The 17,721-nt window shown below is 74.8% G+C and carries 18 protein-coding genes and 1 pseudogene; 7 read left to right on the top strand and 12 right to left on the bottom strand.

The features are described 5' to 3' along the window. Nucleotides 1-218: 218 nt before the first annotated feature. Complete coding sequence (locus ACIP60_RS01565; RefSeq protein WP_400678906.1) at nt 219-851, top strand: NAD(P)-dependent oxidoreductase; 633 nt, start codon at nt 219-221, stop codon at nt 849-851. A gap of 244 nt (nt 852-1,095) precedes the next feature. Here ACIP60_RS01565 and ACIP60_RS01560 read toward each other — a convergent pair whose 3' ends face one another. From ACIP60_RS01560 to ACIP60_RS01550, 3 genes are all read right to left on the bottom strand, one after another. Beyond that, entirely contained in the window at nt 1,096-1,317 is a 222-nt protein-coding gene (locus tag ACIP60_RS01560) for a hypothetical protein (protein ID WP_400678905.1), read from the bottom strand. Beyond that, complete coding sequence (locus tag ACIP60_RS01555) at nt 1,314-1,805, bottom strand: DapH/DapD/GlmU-related protein (protein ID WP_400678903.1); 492 nt, start codon at nt 1,803-1,805, stop codon at nt 1,314-1,316. Before ACIP60_RS01555 ends, ACIP60_RS01560 begins: the two co-directional genes overlap by 4 nt. Nucleotides 1,806-1,898: 93 nt before the next feature. Then, nucleotides 1,899-3,386 (bottom strand): MFS transporter, encoded by a 1,488-nt coding sequence (locus tag ACIP60_RS01550; protein WP_400678902.1) that lies wholly within the window; start codon nt 3,384-3,386, stop codon nt 1,899-1,901. A gap of 151 nt (nt 3,387-3,537) precedes the next feature. Here ACIP60_RS01550 and ACIP60_RS01545 point away from each other — a divergent pair, with 151 nt between their 5' ends. Further along, entirely contained in the window at nt 3,538-4,128 is a 591-nt protein-coding gene (locus tag ACIP60_RS01545; RefSeq protein ID WP_400678901.1) for a TetR/AcrR family transcriptional regulator, read from the top strand. Nucleotides 4,129-4,175: 47 nt separating this feature from the next. Further along, nucleotides 4,176-4,310, top strand: a pseudogene (locus ACIP60_RS01540) (VOC family protein); the annotation flags it as partial. A gap of 602 nt (nt 4,311-4,912) precedes the next feature. Here ACIP60_RS01540 and ACIP60_RS01535 read toward each other — a convergent pair. The 4 genes from ACIP60_RS01535 to ACIP60_RS01520 all read right to left on the bottom strand — a co-directional run bounded on the left by ACIP60_RS01535 (nt 4,913) and on the right by ACIP60_RS01520 (nt 9,086). Next, complete coding sequence (locus ACIP60_RS01535) at nt 4,913-5,830, bottom strand: RNA polymerase sigma-70 factor (protein WP_400678900.1); 918 nt, start codon at nt 5,828-5,830, stop codon at nt 4,913-4,915. Continuing rightward, on the bottom strand, nt 5,827-7,017 hold the full coding sequence (locus ACIP60_RS01530) for an NAD(P)/FAD-dependent oxidoreductase (RefSeq protein WP_400678899.1): 1,191 nt from the start codon (nt 7,015-7,017) through the stop codon (nt 5,827-5,829). Before ACIP60_RS01530 ends, ACIP60_RS01535 begins: the two co-directional genes overlap by 4 nt. Before the next feature lie 351 nt (nt 7,018-7,368). Beyond that, nucleotides 7,369-8,151, bottom strand: a complete 783-nt coding sequence (locus tag ACIP60_RS01525) for a peptidyl-tRNA hydrolase (RefSeq protein ID WP_400678898.1) — start codon at nt 8,149-8,151, stop codon at nt 7,369-7,371. Between the two features lie 17 nt (nt 8,152-8,168). Next, nucleotides 8,169-9,086 (bottom strand): hypothetical protein, encoded by a 918-nt coding sequence (locus ACIP60_RS01520; protein ID WP_400678897.1) that lies wholly within the window; start codon nt 9,084-9,086, stop codon nt 8,169-8,171. A gap of 142 nt (nt 9,087-9,228) precedes the next feature. Between ACIP60_RS01520 and ACIP60_RS01515 the strand changes: the two genes are divergently transcribed. Next, nucleotides 9,229-9,600, top strand: coding sequence for a YbjQ family protein (locus ACIP60_RS01515; RefSeq protein ID WP_400678896.1), 372 nt, complete (start codon nt 9,229-9,231; stop codon nt 9,598-9,600). Between the two features lie 161 nt (nt 9,601-9,761). On the opposite strand, the gene ACIP60_RS01510 is transcribed toward ACIP60_RS01515, so the two are convergent. Continuing rightward, entirely contained in the window at nt 9,762-10,853 is a 1,092-nt protein-coding gene (locus ACIP60_RS01510) for a vWA domain-containing protein (RefSeq protein ID WP_400678895.1), read from the bottom strand. 430 nt (nt 10,854-11,283) lie between these two features. Here ACIP60_RS01510 and ACIP60_RS01505 point away from each other — a divergent pair, with 430 nt between their 5' ends. Together ACIP60_RS01505 and ACIP60_RS01500 are read left to right on the top strand one after the other, a co-directional pair. Then, complete coding sequence (locus ACIP60_RS01505) at nt 11,284-12,189, top strand: RimK family alpha-L-glutamate ligase (protein WP_400678894.1); 906 nt, start codon at nt 11,284-11,286, stop codon at nt 12,187-12,189. Further along, nucleotides 12,179-13,315 (top strand): NAD(P)-binding domain-containing protein, encoded by a 1,137-nt coding sequence (locus tag ACIP60_RS01500; RefSeq protein WP_400678893.1) that lies wholly within the window; start codon nt 12,179-12,181, stop codon nt 13,313-13,315. Before ACIP60_RS01505 ends, ACIP60_RS01500 begins: the two co-directional genes overlap by 11 nt. Here the strand turns inward: ACIP60_RS01500 and ACIP60_RS01495 are convergent. Beyond that, nucleotides 13,251-14,318: a helix-turn-helix transcriptional regulator gene (locus ACIP60_RS01495; RefSeq protein WP_400678891.1), complete on the bottom strand. Its 1,068-nt coding sequence runs from the start codon at nt 14,316-14,318 to the stop codon at nt 13,251-13,253. The two genes, ACIP60_RS01500 and ACIP60_RS01495, sit on opposite strands and share 65 nt — an antisense overlap. A gap of 222 nt (nt 14,319-14,540) precedes the next feature. Here ACIP60_RS01495 and ACIP60_RS01490 point away from each other — a divergent pair, with 222 nt between their 5' ends. Then, complete coding sequence (locus ACIP60_RS01490) at nt 14,541-15,227, top strand: alpha/beta fold hydrolase (RefSeq protein ID WP_400678890.1); 687 nt, start codon at nt 14,541-14,543, stop codon at nt 15,225-15,227. A 27-nt stretch (nt 15,228-15,254) separates the two neighbouring features. Here ACIP60_RS01490 and paaE read toward each other — a convergent pair whose 3' ends face one another. Genes paaE through paaC form a run of 3 tightly spaced genes read right to left on the bottom strand, consistent with a single transcriptional unit; the run spans nt 15,255 to nt 17,706 of the window. Next, nucleotides 15,255-16,331: a 1,2-phenylacetyl-CoA epoxidase subunit PaaE gene (gene paaE / locus ACIP60_RS01485; protein ID WP_400678889.1), complete on the bottom strand. Its 1,077-nt coding sequence runs from the start codon at nt 16,329-16,331 to the stop codon at nt 15,255-15,257. Beyond that, a complete protein-coding gene (paaD, locus tag ACIP60_RS01480) occupies nt 16,331-16,831 on the bottom strand; it encodes a 1,2-phenylacetyl-CoA epoxidase subunit PaaD (RefSeq protein ID WP_400678888.1) in 501 nt (166 codons plus the stop codon). Before paaD ends, paaE begins: the two co-directional genes overlap by 1 nt. Further along, entirely contained in the window at nt 16,825-17,706 is an 882-nt protein-coding gene (gene paaC, locus ACIP60_RS01475) for a 1,2-phenylacetyl-CoA epoxidase subunit PaaC (RefSeq protein ID WP_400678887.1), read from the bottom strand. Before paaC ends, paaD begins: the two co-directional genes overlap by 7 nt. Between the last annotated feature and the right edge of the window lie 15 nt (nt 17,707-17,721).

Below are 17,721 nucleotides of genomic sequence, written 5' to 3'. Positions count from 1 at the left end.
GGGCTACCGCTCGTCGCCCTGCTCTCCGCCGGCCTGCTCGGCGATCGACTCACCCTGCGCACCGCGGCCACCGGCACCCGTACTGGCCACCACCGGAGGGCAACTGGTCGCCGGCGGCCTGGTCCTGCTGCCCGTCGCGCTGCTGGTCGCTCGACTGCGGCACGCCACCGCCCCGCAGCCCGCTCGGTTCTGACCCTCCCCACCCAAGGAGCCCCATCATGCGCATTGCCGTCTTCGGAGCCGCCGGAGCCGCCGGAACCCAAGTCGTGACCGAGGCCCTGTCCCGCGGACACGAGGTCACCGCCGTGGTCCGCACGGCCGAGCGTTTCGCGGACCTCCCCCCGCGCGCCCTGGCCGAGATCGGCGACGCCACCTCCACCCAGTCCGTGGTGGAGCTGACCCGGGGGCAGGACCTGGTGATCTCCGCCACCCGTCCCGCCCCCGGCCACGAGCGCGAACTCGTCACCGCCACCAGGGCCCTGCTCGCCGGCCTGAAGCACACCGGGGCCCGACTGCTCCTGGTGGGTGGTGCCGCCACCCTCACCCTGCCAGGAGGCGGCACCGTGATGCAGGCACCGGACTTCCCCGCCGACTGGCTGCCCATAGCAAGCGCGTGTGCCGCCCAGTTGGACGTCTGCCGCGCCGAGACAACCGTGGACTGGACCTACCTGAGCCCCCCGGCGCTGCTCGAACCCGGCCTTCGGACCGGCAACTACCGACTGGGCGGGAACGACCTGGTCACGGACGGGGACGGGGTGTCGACGCTCTCCTACGAGGACCTCGCCGTCGTACTGCTCGACGAGGCCGAGCACCCGCGGCATCGGCGCTCACGCTTCACCGCGGCGTACTGAAAGCGGCGTACTGAAAGCGGAGCCCCGGAGCAGTCGGCCCGTCAGGGTGCGCCCGCGGACCCGTTCACCGGACAGCACCGGTAGCCCAGCGAGCGCACGTTGCGCGGTGCCCTGGGGAAGGTGACCCCAGCCGCACTGGCCCGAGCCCCTGATCGCGCGGGCCGCAGGCCGAGCCGCCGCCGACCGCACCCCGGACGGCGTCGGCGGACGTGAACGCCGCCGTGTCGAGGCCGACGCGGTGCGTTCACCGGTGCCGCAGGCGCGGGGTGGGGCGGTAGTGCCCGTCGAGGTCGGCGCCGGCGGTCGCGCTGCCCGGGGCGATGCGGACGAGTGCGCCGACGATCCGGCCGATCCGGCCGCTGTGGACCAGAGTGAACCACAGGGCGCCGTCCGGTCCCGTGGTGAGGGAGTAGGGTCCGGCCGCGGCGTCGGCCACCGGGTGCTCTTCGATGGTCACGTGGGTCACAGCGGCTTCTCCAAGGCGTGCTCGGCGGCGATGCGGGCGAGGTCGGCCGGGGTTCCGGCCATGACGGTGCGGGCGTGTGCGGTGACGAGGCCCGTGGGTCGGTCCCACCAGGCGGCGCGCTGCAGCCGTTCGACGTCGGCGGTGACCACGGCTCCGGCCGCGATGATCGCGCCGTCCCCGATGCGCACGCCGGGCATGACGGTGGCCCGGTAGCCGAACCGGACGTCGTTGCCGACGACCGTGTCACCGCGGCTGGGCACGGCGGTGACGATGTCCAGGGCCTCCTCGGCCCACCGGCCGCCGAACACGGTGAACGGGCAGGTGGACACCCCCGTCGTCGGGTGTTCGGGGCCGTAAGCGCAGCGGACGTCGCTCCGCTCGAACTCCGTGGCGGCGTCCGGGTCCTCGTAGGACGTGTACGCGCCCACGTCGATGGTCGGCGAGGTGGCGAGGGGCTTGAGGAACACCGCGCGTTCGTGGGCGGGCAACGGGTGGAGAGTGGTCGGATCGGGTGGCCAGGCACCTCTCCTCGGGGAGGGGTGTGCCCGGGTACGGCGGAGACGGGCGGGGAGGGGTCCGGTCTAGCTCGGGCCGCCGGCGGACGCCTTGCCCGAGGCGGTGACCGTGCCGGGGCCGCTGGAGCGCTGAGGGGTCGCGGAGCCTTCGGCGGGCCCGGGCTCCGCGGGCCTGGCCTTCGCCAGCCACAGGCCGGTGAGCACGGCGGTGGCGGAGGTGACGGCGCCGGCGGCGAGGAAGGCGTCGTCGAGGCCGGTCCCGAAGGGTGCGCCGCCGGACTGCCGGGTGCGGACGACCGCTCCCAGCAGTGCCACGCCGAGCACCGCGCCGACCTGCCGGGTGGTACTGCTGATGCCCGATGCGAGGCCGCCCTCCTGCGGGCCGACCGACTGGATGGCGGCTCCGGTCAGCGGGGACAGGGTCAGGCCGAAGCCGATGCCGACGACTGCCAGCCGCCACCACACGTTCCCGTAGCCGGTGTCGGCCCGCACCGTGCCGAGCGCCAGCAGCCCCGGGCCCGCCAGGGCCAGACCGGTGGTGACCACGGCGCGGAAGCCGTACCGGGCGGCGAGCCGGCCCGCGTACGGACTGACGAGCACCATGGCGAGGGTGGCGGGAAGGGTCTGCAGGCCGGCGCGCAGGACCGAACTGTCCTGGACGGACACGAAGAACTGGGAGAAGAAGAACGACGAGCCCATGAGCGCGAACCCCACCGCGCCCATGGCGGTGTTGGAGACGGTGAACAGCCGTTGCCGGAACAGCCGCAGCGGCAGCATCGGAGCGGAAGCGCGCGCCTCCACGGCGACGAAGGCGGCGAGGAGGACCGCCGCGGCGGCGAAGTTCCCCAGGACCACCGACGACAGCCAACCGCGGGCGCCGCCCTCGATCAGCCCGTAGGTCAGCGTCCCCACGCCCAGCACGGAGAGCACCGTCCCCGGGACGTCGACCGCGGGAGCGCCCGGATTGCGGGACTCATCGAGGTGGCGCAGGCCGACCAGCAGCAGGACCGCGCCGACGGGCAGGTTGACCAGGAAGATCGCGGGCCAGCCGAAGGCGTCCGTCAGCACGCCGCCGGCCACCGGGCCCGCGGCCAGGCCGATCCCGCTGAGTCCGGCCCACAGCCCGATCGCCCTGATCCGCTCCTGCGGCACGGGATGGGCGGCGGCGAGCAGGGCCAGCGAGGCGGGGCTCAGCGCCGCCGCCCCGACGCCCTGCAGCACCCGGCCGACGACCAGCCAGCCGAGCGAGGGCGCGAGGCTGCACAGCACGGAGGCGGCGGTGAACACCGCCACGCCGATCAGATACACCCGCTTGCGGCCGAACCGGTCGGCGAAGATCCCTCCGGACAGCAGCAGCATGGCGACCAGCAGGACGTACGCGTCGATGATCCACTGCAGACCGGTCAGCTGGGTGTGCAGCCGCTGCTGCATGTCGGGCAGCGCCGCTCCGACGACCGTGTTGTCGAGCAGGACCATGAACTGGCCCAGGCAGGTCACCGCGAGCAGCACGGCCCGGTTCGGTCGACTGCTCGCGTCCGCATGTGATGCCGTCAATGGGCCCCCCTTCCGATCGTTGCTCGCATCCGGCCGGATGCGGCGTGGGTGTCGGTGTGACCCGGCCACCTAAAGCAGTCGGCGACTGCGTTAGATGACTGTAGGGAGCCCCCGCCACAAACGCAAGCGGCAACTGCGTTAAGGTGGCGGCGTGAACGAGCGACAGCAAGCCCGGCGTCCCGGCGGGCGCAGCGCCCGCGTCGGCGCCCAGGTGCACCAGGCCGTCACCGAGCTGATCGGCGAACGCGGCTACGGCAACTTCACCGTCGGCGAGGTCGCGGCCCGCGCGGGCGTGGCGGACAGCAGCATCTACCGCCGGTGGGGCAGCCTGGAGAAGCTGCTCACCGACGTGGCGCTCACCCGCCTCAACGCGCGCTCACCGATGCCCGACACCGGGAGCTTGGCCGGCGACCTGCGCACGTACGCGGCCCAGGTGGCCCGTGAGATCACCGGACCCGACGGTCCGGCGGTGCTGCACCTGGCCGTCGCCCTGTCCGGCAGCGGCGAGCAGGGGGTGCGGGCGGGTCAGGAGCTCCGGGCCGAACGCACCCGGCAGTTGCAGTCCGTGCTCGACCGCGCCCGCGCCCGCGGCGAGGACGCACCCGACGCGTTCGACGTGCTGGACCACGTCCTGGCCCCGATGTACGTCCGCGTCCTGTTCGGCATGGTCCCGCTCGCCCCGGACTACGTCGACGGGCTGGTCGACCGGCTGCTGTCGACCCGCCGAGTGGATCAAGGCTAGGGCCCACGGCAACATCGCGTGTCGGTCACCGGCCGGGTGAGGCATAGCGCGGCGTGGAGCACTACGCCGACCCCCGGCGGCAGCAGCCCGGCACGATCAACCGCAACGACGGTGGCCGCGGCGTGCACTTCATGGACCCGGCGGGCCACGCCGTGGAACTCATCACCGTGCCGTACGGCGGCCGGCCCTCGTCACCACACGCACCGAGGACCACGCCCCCGGGCCCTGTCCGCGAGGAGTCCGGCCGGCGCCCAGGAGCCGTTGCCACACGCGGCCGGTCGTCCGGGCCGCGAGGAGTTCGGCCGGTCGCCCGGCCGGGGTTTCCCGGCCGGGCGACCGGTGTGGACGCCGCGTGGTTGACCGGCACCGCTCGCGCCCGGCCCCGGTCGCGGGCGTACCGGTCCAGGACCCGGGCCCCCCGGGCCGGAAGTCCGGGTCCGCGAACCGGCCCCGCCACGTGCGCACGGCGTCCACGTGCACTCCCACCTCGACGGCGGTACGCGCGTTGGACCTGCCTCAAGCCGCCCGGAGCGCGCTCCGCGCCCGCACCCCGGCCCGGTGGTCGGTCTTGCGGCCCCAGGCCCCCTTCGACCGGTGCCGCTCGGCGGCGGTCCGGACTGCCGGGCGCGCGGCGGCAACCGGCGGGGCAGACAGGCCGATCAGCAGAAGTGGATCATGAAAGCCGGAGCCTGCCGTATCCGCTTTCACCCGGGCCCGGGCCGGGCCGGGGCGGCGGGCCCGGGCGCTCACGGGGATCCCCCGGGGTCGACAACGACGGGGCGGCTCAGGAGAGTTCGTGCCGGGTGCCGTCGGCGACGGCGTGGAGCTTGTCGGGGTTGGCCACGTTGTGGATGGCCGAGATGCGGCCTTCCACGTCGAAGTCGAAGGTCATCGTGGCGATCACGCGGTCCGGGCCACGGAAGACCACGCCCGGGCCGCCGTTGATCGAGGTGAGTTCCGCCCGCATCCGATCGGGTGTGACGCCCTGGTAGGTCGCGGTGCCGAGTGCGGCGAACCAGCCGGCCACGGTCTCCAGGCCGATGACCGGCTTGAGGGCCTGGCGGACCTTGCCGCCGCCGTCCGTCCACAGCGTCACGTCCGGGGAGAGCAGCTCCATGAGGGTGTTGATGTCGCCGCCCGTCGCCGCCGCGAAGAAGCGCTCGGTGACGTCGCGCTGGCGGGCGCGGTCCGCGGTGAAACGGGGCCGGCGGGCCCGAACGTGTTCGCGGGCGCGGTGGGCGGCCTGCCGCACCGCCGCCTCGGAGCGTTCCACCGCCTGGGCGATCTCCGCGTAGCTGAAGGCGAAGACCTCCTTCAGTACGAAGACCGCGCGCTCCAGGGGGCTCAGCGTCTCCAGGACGACCAGCAGGGCCATGGAGACCGAGTCCGCCGCGGCGGCGCCGTCGGCGACGTCCGGGCCGGTGAGGATCGGCTCGGGGAGCCACGGCCCGACGTAGGTCTCGCGCTGACGGCGGGTCGAACGGAGCCGTTCCATCGCCAGGTTGGAGATGATCCGGGTCAGGTACGCCTTGGGGTCGGCGATCTGGGAGCGGTCGGCCGACGACCATTTGAGCCACGCGTCCTGGACCACGTCCTCGGCGTCCGCAGCGGTACCGAGGAGGCGGTAGGCGACGGAGAACAGCAGGCTGCGGTACTGCTGGAAGGCGAGCTGGTCGGGGCTCTTCTGCTGCGGCTGGATCACTTGGCGCTCCGAATCCGGGTGTAGCGGCCGCCGTGCGGCCAGAACGCGCCCGAGACGGGCATCTTCTTCATGCGGGCGAAGGTCGGCCACGGTGCGGCGGTGACGGTCTCCTTGTACTTCGCGGCCCGCTTGCCGGTCAGTACGAACCGGCGCGGACTGTCGTCGGGGTGGGTGAACTGCACAACGGCGTCGCCCCGGCCCAGGCTGACGGGGGTGTGGTAGTAGCCGAAACGGAAGGGCCGGGGTTCCTTGCCGGCCAGCACCCGCAGGATCGAGAGGGCCGCGTGCACGCCGGTGGGCATGCCACCCTGGCAGGTCCCGTGCATCACGCCGTAGCCCTGCCGGATCGCCGCCGCGTCGCCCACGGCGTAGACGTCCGGGTGGGAGACCGAGCGCAGCGCACTGTCGGTGACCACCCGGCCGCGCTCGTCAACGGTCAGGCCCGCGGCGGTTGCCAGCGGCGAGACCCGGGTGCCACTGGTCCACAGCACCGCAGCCGCCGGGATGCTGGTGCCGTCCGCCAGTTCGACGCCGTCCGGGAGCACCTCGGTCACCTCGACGCCGCTGCGCACCCGGATTCCGAGCCGGGCGAGCGCCGCGTCCAGGTACGCCTTGGCCTTCGGGTGCATGCCCGCACCCGGCTCCCCCCGGCCCAGCAGCACCACCTGGAGCTCCGGGTGCCGTTCGGCGATCTCCGCGGCGGCCTCGACGCCGGTGAGGCCGCTGCCTCCGACCACGACCGTCCCGCCGTCGAGCCGGGCCAGCCGTTCGGCGAGGAGGACGGCGTCCTCCGGACCGTCGAGGGTGTAGGCATGGTCGTCCACGCCGCGGACGGCGGCCGTGTCCGCGATGCTGCCCAGGCCGTAGACCAGGGTGTCGTAGCGCAGCACCCGGTCGTCGTCGATCCGGACGGTCTTCGCACCGGCGTCCACGGCGGTGACCCAGCCGCGGACGAACTCGGCACCGGTGCCGTCCAGCAGCTCCGGGATGTTCAGCTCGGCCGTCTCCTGGCCGGTGGCGGTCATGTGCAGCCGGAGCCGCTCGGTGAAGGCGTCGTGGGGGTTGACCAGCGTCACTCGCAGGTTCCCGCGCTTCCCGGTGCGGGCCGCGAGCTGCATCGCGGCGGAGAGCCCGGCGTAGCCGGCACCCAGGACCAGGACCTCGTGCTGTTGCGTCGTCGTGCTCATCGCTCTGTCGCCTCTTCCGTGTGGACCGTTCCCGCGTTGCGGACGACCACCAGACGCACACTGCCCTTCCGTTCGTGACACGGGGCCGGTGTGACCCGCGTCACCTCGCGGAGAAAGGGCGGACGCGACGCGGCACCAGCCCCCCGGAGCGCCGCGACGCAGCATTCAACCATGATCGACTGACTCCGTGCGGGAACTGACGGAACAGCAGGAGCCGCAGATCAGCGGCAGGACCTGATGCTTCCGCGCCGCTCGCGAGCGCGACCGCCTCTGCCCCCTCCTCCGACAAGCGGCACGCCACCCTCATCCACGTGATCGCGGGCTTCACTCGATCGGGACAGGGTGGTGCGTTCACGGGCGCCGGAGGCGCGGGGTGGGGCGGTGGTGCTCGCCGAGGTCGGCGACGACGGTCGCGCTGCCGGGGGCGATCTCGGTGAAGCCGGCGTCGCGGACCACCGGGAGTCGGCCGTCGGTGAGGGTGGGCCAGGCGGGGGCGGGGGCCGTGCGGACGGCCAGGGGGAAGCCGTCGGCGGCCCACTTCTCGCGCTGGGGGGTGTCCAGTTCCCACCAGGCGAGTTGGGCGGCGTGGCCGGTCTGGGCCATGGTCTTGCCGGCGCTCATCTCGAGTGCGGGGTTGAGCCAGAGCACGGGGACGCCCTCGGGGGCGGGGCCGGGGGGCCGCGGGTCGTCGAGGTCGGTGCCGGAGACCTGGAGCTTGGCGAGTTCCTTGGGCCAGCCGTCCAACGGGATCGGCGGGAACACCCGTACCTCGGCGCTCTCCCCGGTGACGGTGATGCCGGGGAGTTCGGCGGCCTTGCGCCACTCGCCGCCGCGGGCGCGCCGGACCACCTTGCGGATCCGGGCGTCCTCCCAGGCGGCGACCCGCTCGGCCCACTCGCCGTCCGCGTCGGTGACCCGGGGGTCGGCGAGCAGGGTGAGGACGGCGCGCGCGGAGGTCTCCAGCGCGTCGGTCCGGGCGGGCGGGTCGGCCCGCTCCAGCCGGACCACCAGCGGCAGCACGTACTGCGGGCGGGTGTCGCGGTCCTCCGCGTGCCCACCGACGGCGGGGGCGGCGGGGGCGGCGGACGCGGAGGGTTCGGGCTGCCGGGCAGGGAGGTCGAAGGGTGAGCTCACCCGTCCAGCATGCCAGTTCAGCGGCGGTAGCCCCGGCCGGGGTCGCGCTCCTCGGCGTCCTCGTAGCCGAGGAACCAGCCCTCGGGGTGGGTGGCGGCCAGCAGCCGGTCGATCCGCTGGTCCGCGTCGAGGTCGCTGTCCTCCTCGTCGGGGCCGTAGACGCCGAACAGTTCGTCGCCGCAGCCGTCCCAGTCGTAGTCGTACAGGTCGGCGGGCAGGTCGCCCATCATGTCGGCCACCGACTCGGGCTGCGCGCCGAGCAGGGCGCGGGCGTCGGCCAGGGCCAGGCGCAGCGCGACGTCCTCGGCGGGGCAGCGGGGCAGCGGCCACTCGCCGATGGCGAGGTCGTCGGCGAGGTCGTCGAAGGCCCGGGCGAAGGCGCGCCGCCAGCCGCGGTGCAGGCTCCAGGTGCGCTGCGGGAGGCGGCCGAAGACCGTCCACTCGCCCTCGTCGGCGACGGTGACGGGGTCGTCGCCGTGGTCCTCCAGGTCTTCGTAGGCGGCGTCGGCGAGGCCGATCAGCTGGGTGTGCAGCAGGCAGGCGGTGCGCGGGGTGAGCGTCCAGTCGCCGGTGTCGCCGTCGTCGTCGAGCGGGAACAGCTCGGCGAAGTCGGGGGCGAAGTCGTCGGTGACGCTGATCTCCAGGGTGCCGCCGAGCGCCTCGATGCCGGGCAGGGACGCCACCAGCCGGTCGGGGTGGAGCAGCGCGCCGAGGGCCGCGTTGGGGTCCTCGGCGACCTCGCGCAGCAGTTGGGCGCGCTGGCCCTCGGGGTCGATGCCGTCGAAGTCCAGCTCCTCGACGGCCGCCCGCGCGGCGGCCCGCAATGCCGGCCAGTCGGTGATCCGCAGCCCCAGCACCACCGTGGCCTCGATCTCCTGCGCGCCGGATTCCTCCGCCGCGTGCGGCCCCTGTGGATGATCGCTTCGCTCGCCCATGCGACAAGGTTGACAAACCCGGTGCCCGGTGTCCATCAGCTCTCGTGATCCGGTGTCCGGCGGCGGTGGCGCGCGGGCGCGGAGCGCGATCGCCCGGCGCGCCGGGGCGGGCTGCGGGCCGTCCGGGCGGGAGGCTGGTGGCATGAGCGAACTGAACGATTTCGGCGGCGGGCAGGACCCGTCCGGCGGCGTACTGGTGGTGACCACGAACGACGTGCCCGGGCACCGGGTGGTCCGGGTGATCGGCGAGGTGTTCGGCCTGACGGTGCGCTCCCGGCACCTCGGCTCGCAGATCGGCGCCGGTCTCAAGTCCCTGATGGGCGGCGAACTCAAGGGTCTCACCAAGACCCTGGTCGAGACCCGGAACCAGGCCATGGCGCGGCTGGTCGAGCAGACCAGGGCGCGCGGCGGCAACGCCGTCCTGATGATGCGCTTCGACGTCTCGGAGGCCGCCGACGTCGGAACGGAGGTCTGCGCGTACGGCACGGCCGCCGTGATCGAGCCGCTCGCCTGACCCGCCCCGCTCCCCCGGCCCTCCGGCGGCCCCGGACCGGCGCGTTCCGGGGCCGCCGGCCCGGGCCGGTACGAGCCGGTACGAGCCGACGCGGGCCGGTACGGGCCGACGCGGGCCGGTACGGGCCGACGCGGGCCGGTACGAGCCGGCGCGGGCCGGGCCTACAGCATGACGAGCACCCGGGTGCCGGGCACCAGCTTCCGGTTGACCGAGGTCGACTGGACGAACACGGTGTACGCCGGGTTGTCGCCCGGCTTCACCGTGATCTCCGCGGCGGGCAGGCCCAGCAGGCTGCGGGCCGCCGGGCCGGAGAAGACCCGGCCCGTCATCAGGCCGGTGGCCGGGTCCTTCTCGGCCACCGCGAGCTGCTTGCCGCCCTGGATCCTCTCGCGCTTGGAGAGCTCGTAGAAGGAGCAGCCCGTCCGGTAGGGGTGCCCGGCGCCGGTGACGAACTCCCGGATGGGGGCCTGCCGGTCGACCGGGACGAGGGCGTAGGCCCCGGTGTCCAGGGCTTCGAGGTTGGCGCTCACGTCGGCCGCGCTCAGGTCCTGCCCCATGGCGAAGAGGCTCTTGGTGCCGCGCACGCCCTTCTCGCGGCCGCGCAGGAAGCTGGTGGCGGCGGTCTTGACGGTGTCGATGGCCTCCTCGACGCCGCCGCTGGAGTCCGCGTCCCAGATCGCGATGTTGCCCGCCGGGAAGCCGTACTCCTGGGCGGTGCGCTTGGCCAGCGAGTTGGGGACCAGGATCGCCGACGTCCAGTGGTCGGGGAGGTCGGCCATGGCGGTGCGGATGCGGTCCATCCAGCCGCGCAGGACGGCGGCGCCCTCGGTCTTCTTCATCCGGGTGTGCATCAGGCCGCTCTCCGCGCAGCCGGAGGCGTTCTCCTCGCCGTCGGTCACGACGACCTGGAGGAAGGAGTGCTCGCCGTAGCCCTCCCAGACGTGCTTGAGGTCGTCGACGGACTTCACCGCCGCCTCGATCAGCGCCGTCGCGCCGTTGGCGACCGCGTAGAGGCCCTGGAGGGACGGCAGGTGCTTGACGTCCATGTCCCAGACCAGGTTCCGCACCTCGTGGTCGAAGGCGTAGAGGCTGATCCTGGTCTCGTGGCCGAGGCGGTCGGACTCCTCCTGGAGGCCCTTCACGAATTCGTCCACCACCCGGACCAGCTGCGCCTCGTGCCGGCGCATCGAACCGGATTTGTCGACCACCAGCGAGACGTGGTTGACCTTGTGCTCGATCCTGTTCGCAGACATTTCGCCGCCCCTTTTCCCACGCCGCTCCCGACGCCTCTTCCGGCGCCCCCTCCAGCGTGTTTCCCACCTTACGGCGGCCCACTGACAATCCCGTCCAGCCCGGCGGCCCGCCCGTTCCGGGGCCCGTTCGAAAGAATTCCGTCCGGACGGATTTCCCCCGGACGCATTCCACCCGGACGCATTCCGTCCGATCCGCTGGAACGCGCCGGAACGCGCCCGAACGCGCCCGCACGCGTCGGAATGCGCTCGAGCGCACCCGAACGCACCCGAACGCGCCCGGGGCCCGCGCCGACCGGAACGATCACCGTCCGGCGCCGTCCGGCCACGCCCCGGTCATCTCGTCGGACGGGATGACATACCGGTTGACACTGGTCAGGGCCCCATAAGACGCTCGCTGCGCACTCTTCCGCCCCGACGCCAGGAGCCTCCCGTGAGCACCGCCCTGCACCCGCCCGTCCGCCGGCCCCAGCGGGTCGCGTACGCCACCTGCCGCGGGGTGGAGGACGTGGAGGCGATGCCGGTGCTGGCGGCGTTCGCGCGGCTCGGGGTGAGCGCGGAGGCGGTGTTCTGGAACGACCCGGGGGTGGACTGGGCGGGGTACGACCTGGTGCTGGTGCGCAGCGTCTGGGACTACATCCTGTACCGCGCGGAGTTCCTGGCCTGGTCGCGGCGGGTCTCCGCGCTGACCCGGCTGGCCAATCCGGCCCGGGTGCTGGAGCGCAACACCGACAAGACGTACCTGCGCGAACTGGCCGCCGCCGGGCTGCCGGTGGTGCCGACGCTCTGGGTCGCCCCGGGCGACCCGGTGGACGGCGTGGCGGCGGTCGACTGGCCGGAGCTGGTGGTCAAGCCGACGGTCTCCTCCGGCGCGCGGGACACCGTGCGCACCGCGGACCGGGCCGCGGCGCTGGCGCAGGTCGCCGCGCTGACGGCGGCCGGGCGGACCGCGATGGTGCAGCCGTACCTGGCGATGGTGGAGGACGAGGGCGAGACCTCGCTGCTGTACCTGGGCGGGGAGTTCAGCCACGCGGTGCGCCGCGGCCCGATGCTGGGCGGCGGTTTCGCGGACGTCGCCCGCGAGCCCGACGCCGACCAACTGGCGCTCGCCGACCGGGTGCTGGCGGTGGCGGCGGAGCCGGGCGAGCTGCTGTACGCCCGGGTCGACCTGGTCCGCCTGGCGGACGGTTCGCCCGCGCTGATCGAGCTGGAGCTGACCGAGCCCCGGCTGTTCCTCGCCCTGTGCCCGGACGGCCCGGACCGGCTGGCCGCCGCGGCCTGCGCGCTGCTGCCGGGAACACCCGACCGCGCCCCGGTGTTTCACCGGCGTGACTGTTGAACGTGCAAGCACCGGGGGCGACGGCACCGTCCGCGAGGTGGACGCGCTGGTGATCGGCGCGGGCCAGGCCGGCCTGTCCGCCGCCTACCACCTGCGCCGCCGCGGCTTCGCCCCGCACACCGGCTTCGTGGTGCTGGACGCAGACGACGCGCCCGGCGGCGCCTGGGCGCACCGCTCCCCCTCGCTCACCATGGCCACCGTGCACGGCTTCCACGACCTGCCGGACTTCGAGCTCCCCGCCACCGACCCGGCCGCCGAGGCCCGGGTGGCCGTCCCCGGCTACTTCGCCGCGTACGAGGCGCAGCACGCGCTGCCGGTGCTGCGTCCGGTGAAGGTGCTCGCGGTGCGCGAGCGGCCGGACGGGCGCCCCGACGGCGGCCCGGACGGGCGGCTGCTGGTGGAGACCGACGCCGGGCGCTGGGCCGCCCGCGCCCTGCTGAACGCCACCGGCACCTGGACCAGGCCGTTCCTGCCCCGCTACCCGGGGCACTTCGCCGGGCGGCAGCTGCACTACGCCGACTACCGGGGCCCGGCGGAGTTCGCCGGGCAGCGGGTGGTCGTGGTGGGCGGCGGGGCCTCGGCGGTGCAGGTGCTCTCCGAACTCGGCGCGGTGGCCGAGACGGTGTGGGTGACCCGCACCCCGCCGGTGGTCCACTCGGGGCCGTTCACCGAGGAGTTCGGCCGCGAGGTGGTCGCCCGGGTGGACGAGCGGGTGCGGGCCGGGCTGCCGGTGCGCAGCGTGGTCTCGGTGACGGGCCTGGGCCCGAGCGTCGCCTACCGGCGGGCCGAGGAGCTGGGCGTGCTGCGCCGCCGCCCGGTGTTCGACCGGCTCACCGAGCGCGGAGTGGCCTGGGGCGACGAGGAGTTGCCCGTCGACGCGATCGTCTGGGCGACCGGCTTCCGGGCCGAGCTCACCCACCTCGCCCCGCTGGGCCTGCGCGGCCCGGGCGGCGGCATCCGGATGGACGGCACCCGGGTCGCCGCCGACCCGCGGGTGCACCTGCTGGGCTACGGCCCGTCCGCGTCCACGGTCGGCGCCAACCGGGCGGGCCGCACGGCGGTCAACGAGGTGGTCCGGCTGCTGGGGGCCCCGGTGCCGGCGCCCGCCCGGTCCGCCGCGGTCTGACGGCTCGGTCCTGCGGCGGTTCACCCTCCGGCGGTTCACCCTCCGGCGGTGCGGCCGCCGCCGCGAACCGGGCCGCCAACGCGGCCACCGCCTCCCGCAGTTCGGGCCCGTCCAGGACCCGGAACGGGAACGGGACGGCCGCCAGCCACTCCCCCGCGTACATCGCCGGGTTGCGGGTGCTGCCCTCCAGCAGGCAGCCCCCGCCCGCCGGTCGGAGCCGTCCCATGGTCGGGCCGACCCACGGGGCGACCTGCTCGAACGGCGCGTCGAACAGCACCCGGGTGCGGAACGCCCAGCCGCTGCCCAGGTGCCGCTCCAGCACGGCGACCGGGTCGAGCCCCTCCGGCGGCTCGAACGGCGTGCCGCTCCGCTCGGCGGCCCGGACCCGGTCGATCCGGTAGGTCCGCACCGCGTCCGACCGGTGCGAGTGGCACAGCAGGTACCAGCGGGCCCGCCGCACCACCACCGCCCACGGGTCGACCTCGGCGCGCCACTCGTCGCCGCCCGGGCTCCGGTAGCTGATCACCGCCCGCCGCCGGGACGCGATCGCCTCCACGAGCGTGCTGGCGACCGCCGGGTCGGGGTGCGCCGAGTACGGGTCGGGCGCGGCGGCGGCGTGCGCCCGCAGCGCGGCGGCCTGCCGCCCGATCGCCTCGGGCAGCGCCCGGACCACCTTGCCGAGCGCGGCCCCCACCGGGTCGTCCGGATCGGTGGCGGCGGGCCGCCCGTCCAGCACCGCCATCACCAGCCCGAGAGCCTCCTCCTGCGTGAACGACACCGGTGCCAGCCGGGCCCCGCGCCCCAGCCGGTACCCGCCGTAGGGGCCGCGCTCCGACTCGACGGGCACGCCCGCCTCCCGCAGGATCGCCACGTACCGCCGGGCGGCCCGGTCGCTCACCCCCAGCCGCTCCGCGAGCTGCTCGGCGGTCGTCCCGGGCCGGTCGCGCAGGATCTCCAGCGCGCGCAGCGCCCGGGCGGTGGGGCTGGTCTCCGTGGTCGCCACACCCGACAGCCTACGGAAGCGCGGTCCGGGGGCCCGGGGGCCCGGGGGGCCAGGGGCCCGGGGGTCCAGGGGCCCGGGGGGCCAGGGGCCCGGGGGGCCAGGGGCCCGGGGGGCCGAAACGTCCCTCCCGATCAGGAAGCCGATCGTCCGGAACCCTCCCTAGCCTGGTCAGCGACCCGCTCGAACGGGCCGCTCGCGGCCCTCGGCACCTGGAGGAACACCATGGACGTCCTACTGATCGGCGGCCTCTGGCTGGACGGCACCGCCTGGGACGCGGTAGCCCCCGCCCTCGCCGCGCGCGGCCACCGCCCGGTGCCGCTGACCCTGCCCGGCCAGGGCGACGGCCGCGCGGCGGCGACGCTGGCGGAGCAGCTGGCGGCCGTGGTGGCCGCCGTGGACGCGGCGGAGGGCGGGTCGCTGCTGGTGGCGCACTCGGCGGCCTGCACGCTGGGGTGGATGGCCGTGGACGCCCGCCCGGAGGCGGTCGCGGGGCTGGTGCTGGTGGACGGCTTCCCGCACGGGGACGGGAAGGCGTACGCGGACCTGTTCCCGGTGGTGGACGGCGCGGTGCCGTTCCCCGGCTGGGAGCCGTTCGAGGGGCCGAGCAGCGCCGACCTGGACGCGGAGCTGCGCGAGCGGATCGCGGCGAACGCCGTGCCCGTTCCGGCGGGTGTCGCGCTGGCGCCGGTCCGGTTGGCGGACGAGCGGCGCTACGGCGTGCCGGTGACGATGGTCTGCGCCGAGGCCGCGCCGGCCGAGGTCCGGGGGTGGGTCGCGGCGGGCGCGGCGCCGGAGGTGGCCCGGATGGAGCGGATCGCGTACGTGGACCTGGACTCCGGCCACTGGCCGATGTTCAGCCGGCCCGCCGAACTGGCCGCCCTGATCGACGCGGCGGCCGACCGCGGTTGAGGCCCCGGTCCCCGCCGCGCCCGTCCCCTACCGGTCGTAGTCGACCGTCACCCGGTCGGAGACCGGTCGGGCCTGGCAGGTGAGCACGTAGCCGGCCGCCACCTCGGACTCCTCCAGCGCGAAGTTGCGCCGCATCTCGGCCTCGCCCTCGCACACCAGGGCCCGGCAGGTGCCGCAGACGCCGCCCTTGCAGGCGAACGGCAGGTCGGGGCGGGCGCGTTGGGCGCCGTCCAGGATGGAGCGGTCGCGCGGCAGGGCGAGCGTGCTGGAGCGGCCGTCCAGGACGAGGGTGACCTCGCTGGCGTCGGCGTCCGGCGCGGGTTCGAGGTGCCGTTCCTCGGTGATCCCGTCGGCGGCGTCCTCGGCGTGGAACAGCTCCTGGTGCACCCGCCCGGCGGGGACGCCGAGCCCGGCCAGCAGCTGCTTCGTCCCGGCGACCATCCCGTACGGTCCGCACAGCCACCAGTGGTCGACGGCGGGGACGTCGACCAGGGCGGTCAGCAGGGCGGCGACCCGTTCGGGGTCGAGTCGGCCGCTGAGCAGCTCGGCGTCCCGGCTCTCCCGGGAGAGCACGTGGACGAGCTGGAAGCGCTCCAGGTGGCGGTCCTTGAGGTCGGCCAGCTCGTCGGCGAACATCACCGTGTCGCTGCGCCGGTTCCCGTACAGCAGGGTGACCCGGGAGTCGGGGTGGCCGGCCAGGACGGAGCCGGCGATGGAGAGCATCGGGGTGATGCCGGAGCCGGCCGCGATCAGCACGTGCTCGCCGGGTTCGGCCGGGTCGGCGGCGAACGCGCCTGCGGGGGGCAGGACGTCGACCAGTTCGCCGGTCCCGGCCTCGCCGACCAGCCAGTGCGAGAACAGGCCGCCGGGCACCTCGCGCACCGCGATCCGCAGCGGGCCGCCGACCGGGGAGCAGAGCGAGTAGGAGCGGCGCTCGTCGGCCCCGTCGACGATCCGGCGCAGCGTCAGGCTCTGGCCGGGGCGGAAGGCGAACTCCCCGGCCAGGTCGGCGGGGACGTCGAAGGTGACCGCGACGGCGTCCTCGCAGAGCCGTTCCAGGGTGCCGATCGGCAGCGGGTGGAACCGCGGGCGGCGGACGGCCATCAGATCTCCTTGATCCGGTCGAAGGGTTCGCGGCAACTGCGGCACCGCCAGAGCGACTTGCAGGCGGTGGAGCCGAACCGGGACAGCTCCTCGGTGTCCTCGGACCCGCACTGCGGGCAGGCCACCGCCCGGCGGGTCGGGCCCAGCGCGAGCAGCCCGCCGGGCGCGGGCAGTCCGCCGGGCGTCGGCGGGGCGATGCCCGCGGCGGCGAGCTTGCGGCGGCCCTCGGCGCTGATCCGGTCGCTGGACCACGGCGGGTCGATCCGCAGCCGGACCTCGACCTGCGCGAACCCGGCGGCCCGCAGCCGGCGGGCCACGTCGGCGGCCATCTCGGCGACGGCCGGGCAGCCCGAGTAGGTGGGCGTCAGCCAGGCGGTGACCGTGCCGTCGGCCTCCTCGACCCCGGCCAGCACGCCCAGGTCGGCCAGGGTGAGCATGGGCAGTTCGGGGTCGGGCACGGCGGCGGCGACCTCCCGGGCCCGCTCTAGGGTGCTCACCACGTCGCCCCCGGGTGCGCCCGGGCCAGCACCTGGAGTTCGGCCAGCAGCGGCCCCATCGCCTCGGTGTGCACCCCGTGCCGCCCGGCCCGCCCGTTCACGTACGCCCGGCCCGCCGGCTCCGGGACTGGCAGCGTGGCCTCGGCCAACACCCTTTCCAGGACGGCCAGTACGGGTGCGCGAAGCTCCGACGGGTCGACGCCGAGCCGCAGTTCGGCCTCGTGCGGGGTGAACAGCTCGTCCAGCCACGGCCACAGCACCTCCAGCGCGGCCCGCATCCGCCGGTGCGACTCCTCGGTGCCGTCGCCGAGCCGCACCGTCCAGGAGGCCGCGTACTCCCGGTGGTAGGCCAACTCCTTGACGCCGAGCGCCGCGACGGCCGCCAGCACCGGGTCGGCGTGGCCGGCCAGCCGCCGGTACAGCTCCTCGCGGGCGGTGGCGAACAGCAGCAGCCGCACCACGCACTGCGCGAAGTCGCCGTTCTCCAGCTCCACCAGCCGCACGTTGCGGTAGTCGGACTCCTCGCGCCAGTAGGCGAGTTCGTCCTCGCTGCGGCCGCTGCCGTCCAGCTGCCCGGCCCGGGTGAGCAGACGGCGGGCCTGGCCGAGCAGGTCGAGGCCGAGGTTGGCGAGCGCCACCTCCTCCTCCAGCTCCGGGGCCCGGGTGATCCACTGGATCAGCCGCTGGGAGAGCACCAGCGCGTCGTCGCCGAGCATCAGGCAGTACGCGGCGAGGTCGGCCGGGTCGATCCCCTCCGGCGGCGCCGCGTCCACCCCCAGCAGCGGATCGGCGAACCCCGTGCCGTACGCCCAGCGGGCCTCGCCGTCCGGCTCCGGGCCCGCCTCGGTCAGCGAGAGGTACACGTGTTCGTCGGTCATGTCGCCTTCCCTGCT

Origin of the sequence: Kitasatospora sp. NPDC088783 (genome assembly GCF_044750705.1) — a bacterium.
In the GTDB taxonomy this organism is placed as follows: domain Bacteria; phylum Actinomycetota; class Actinomycetes; order Streptomycetales; family Streptomycetaceae; genus Kitasatospora; species Kitasatospora fiedleri.
The sequence above is the reverse complement of the archived record's forward strand: the minus strand, read 5'-3'. Positions and strand labels throughout refer to the sequence as shown.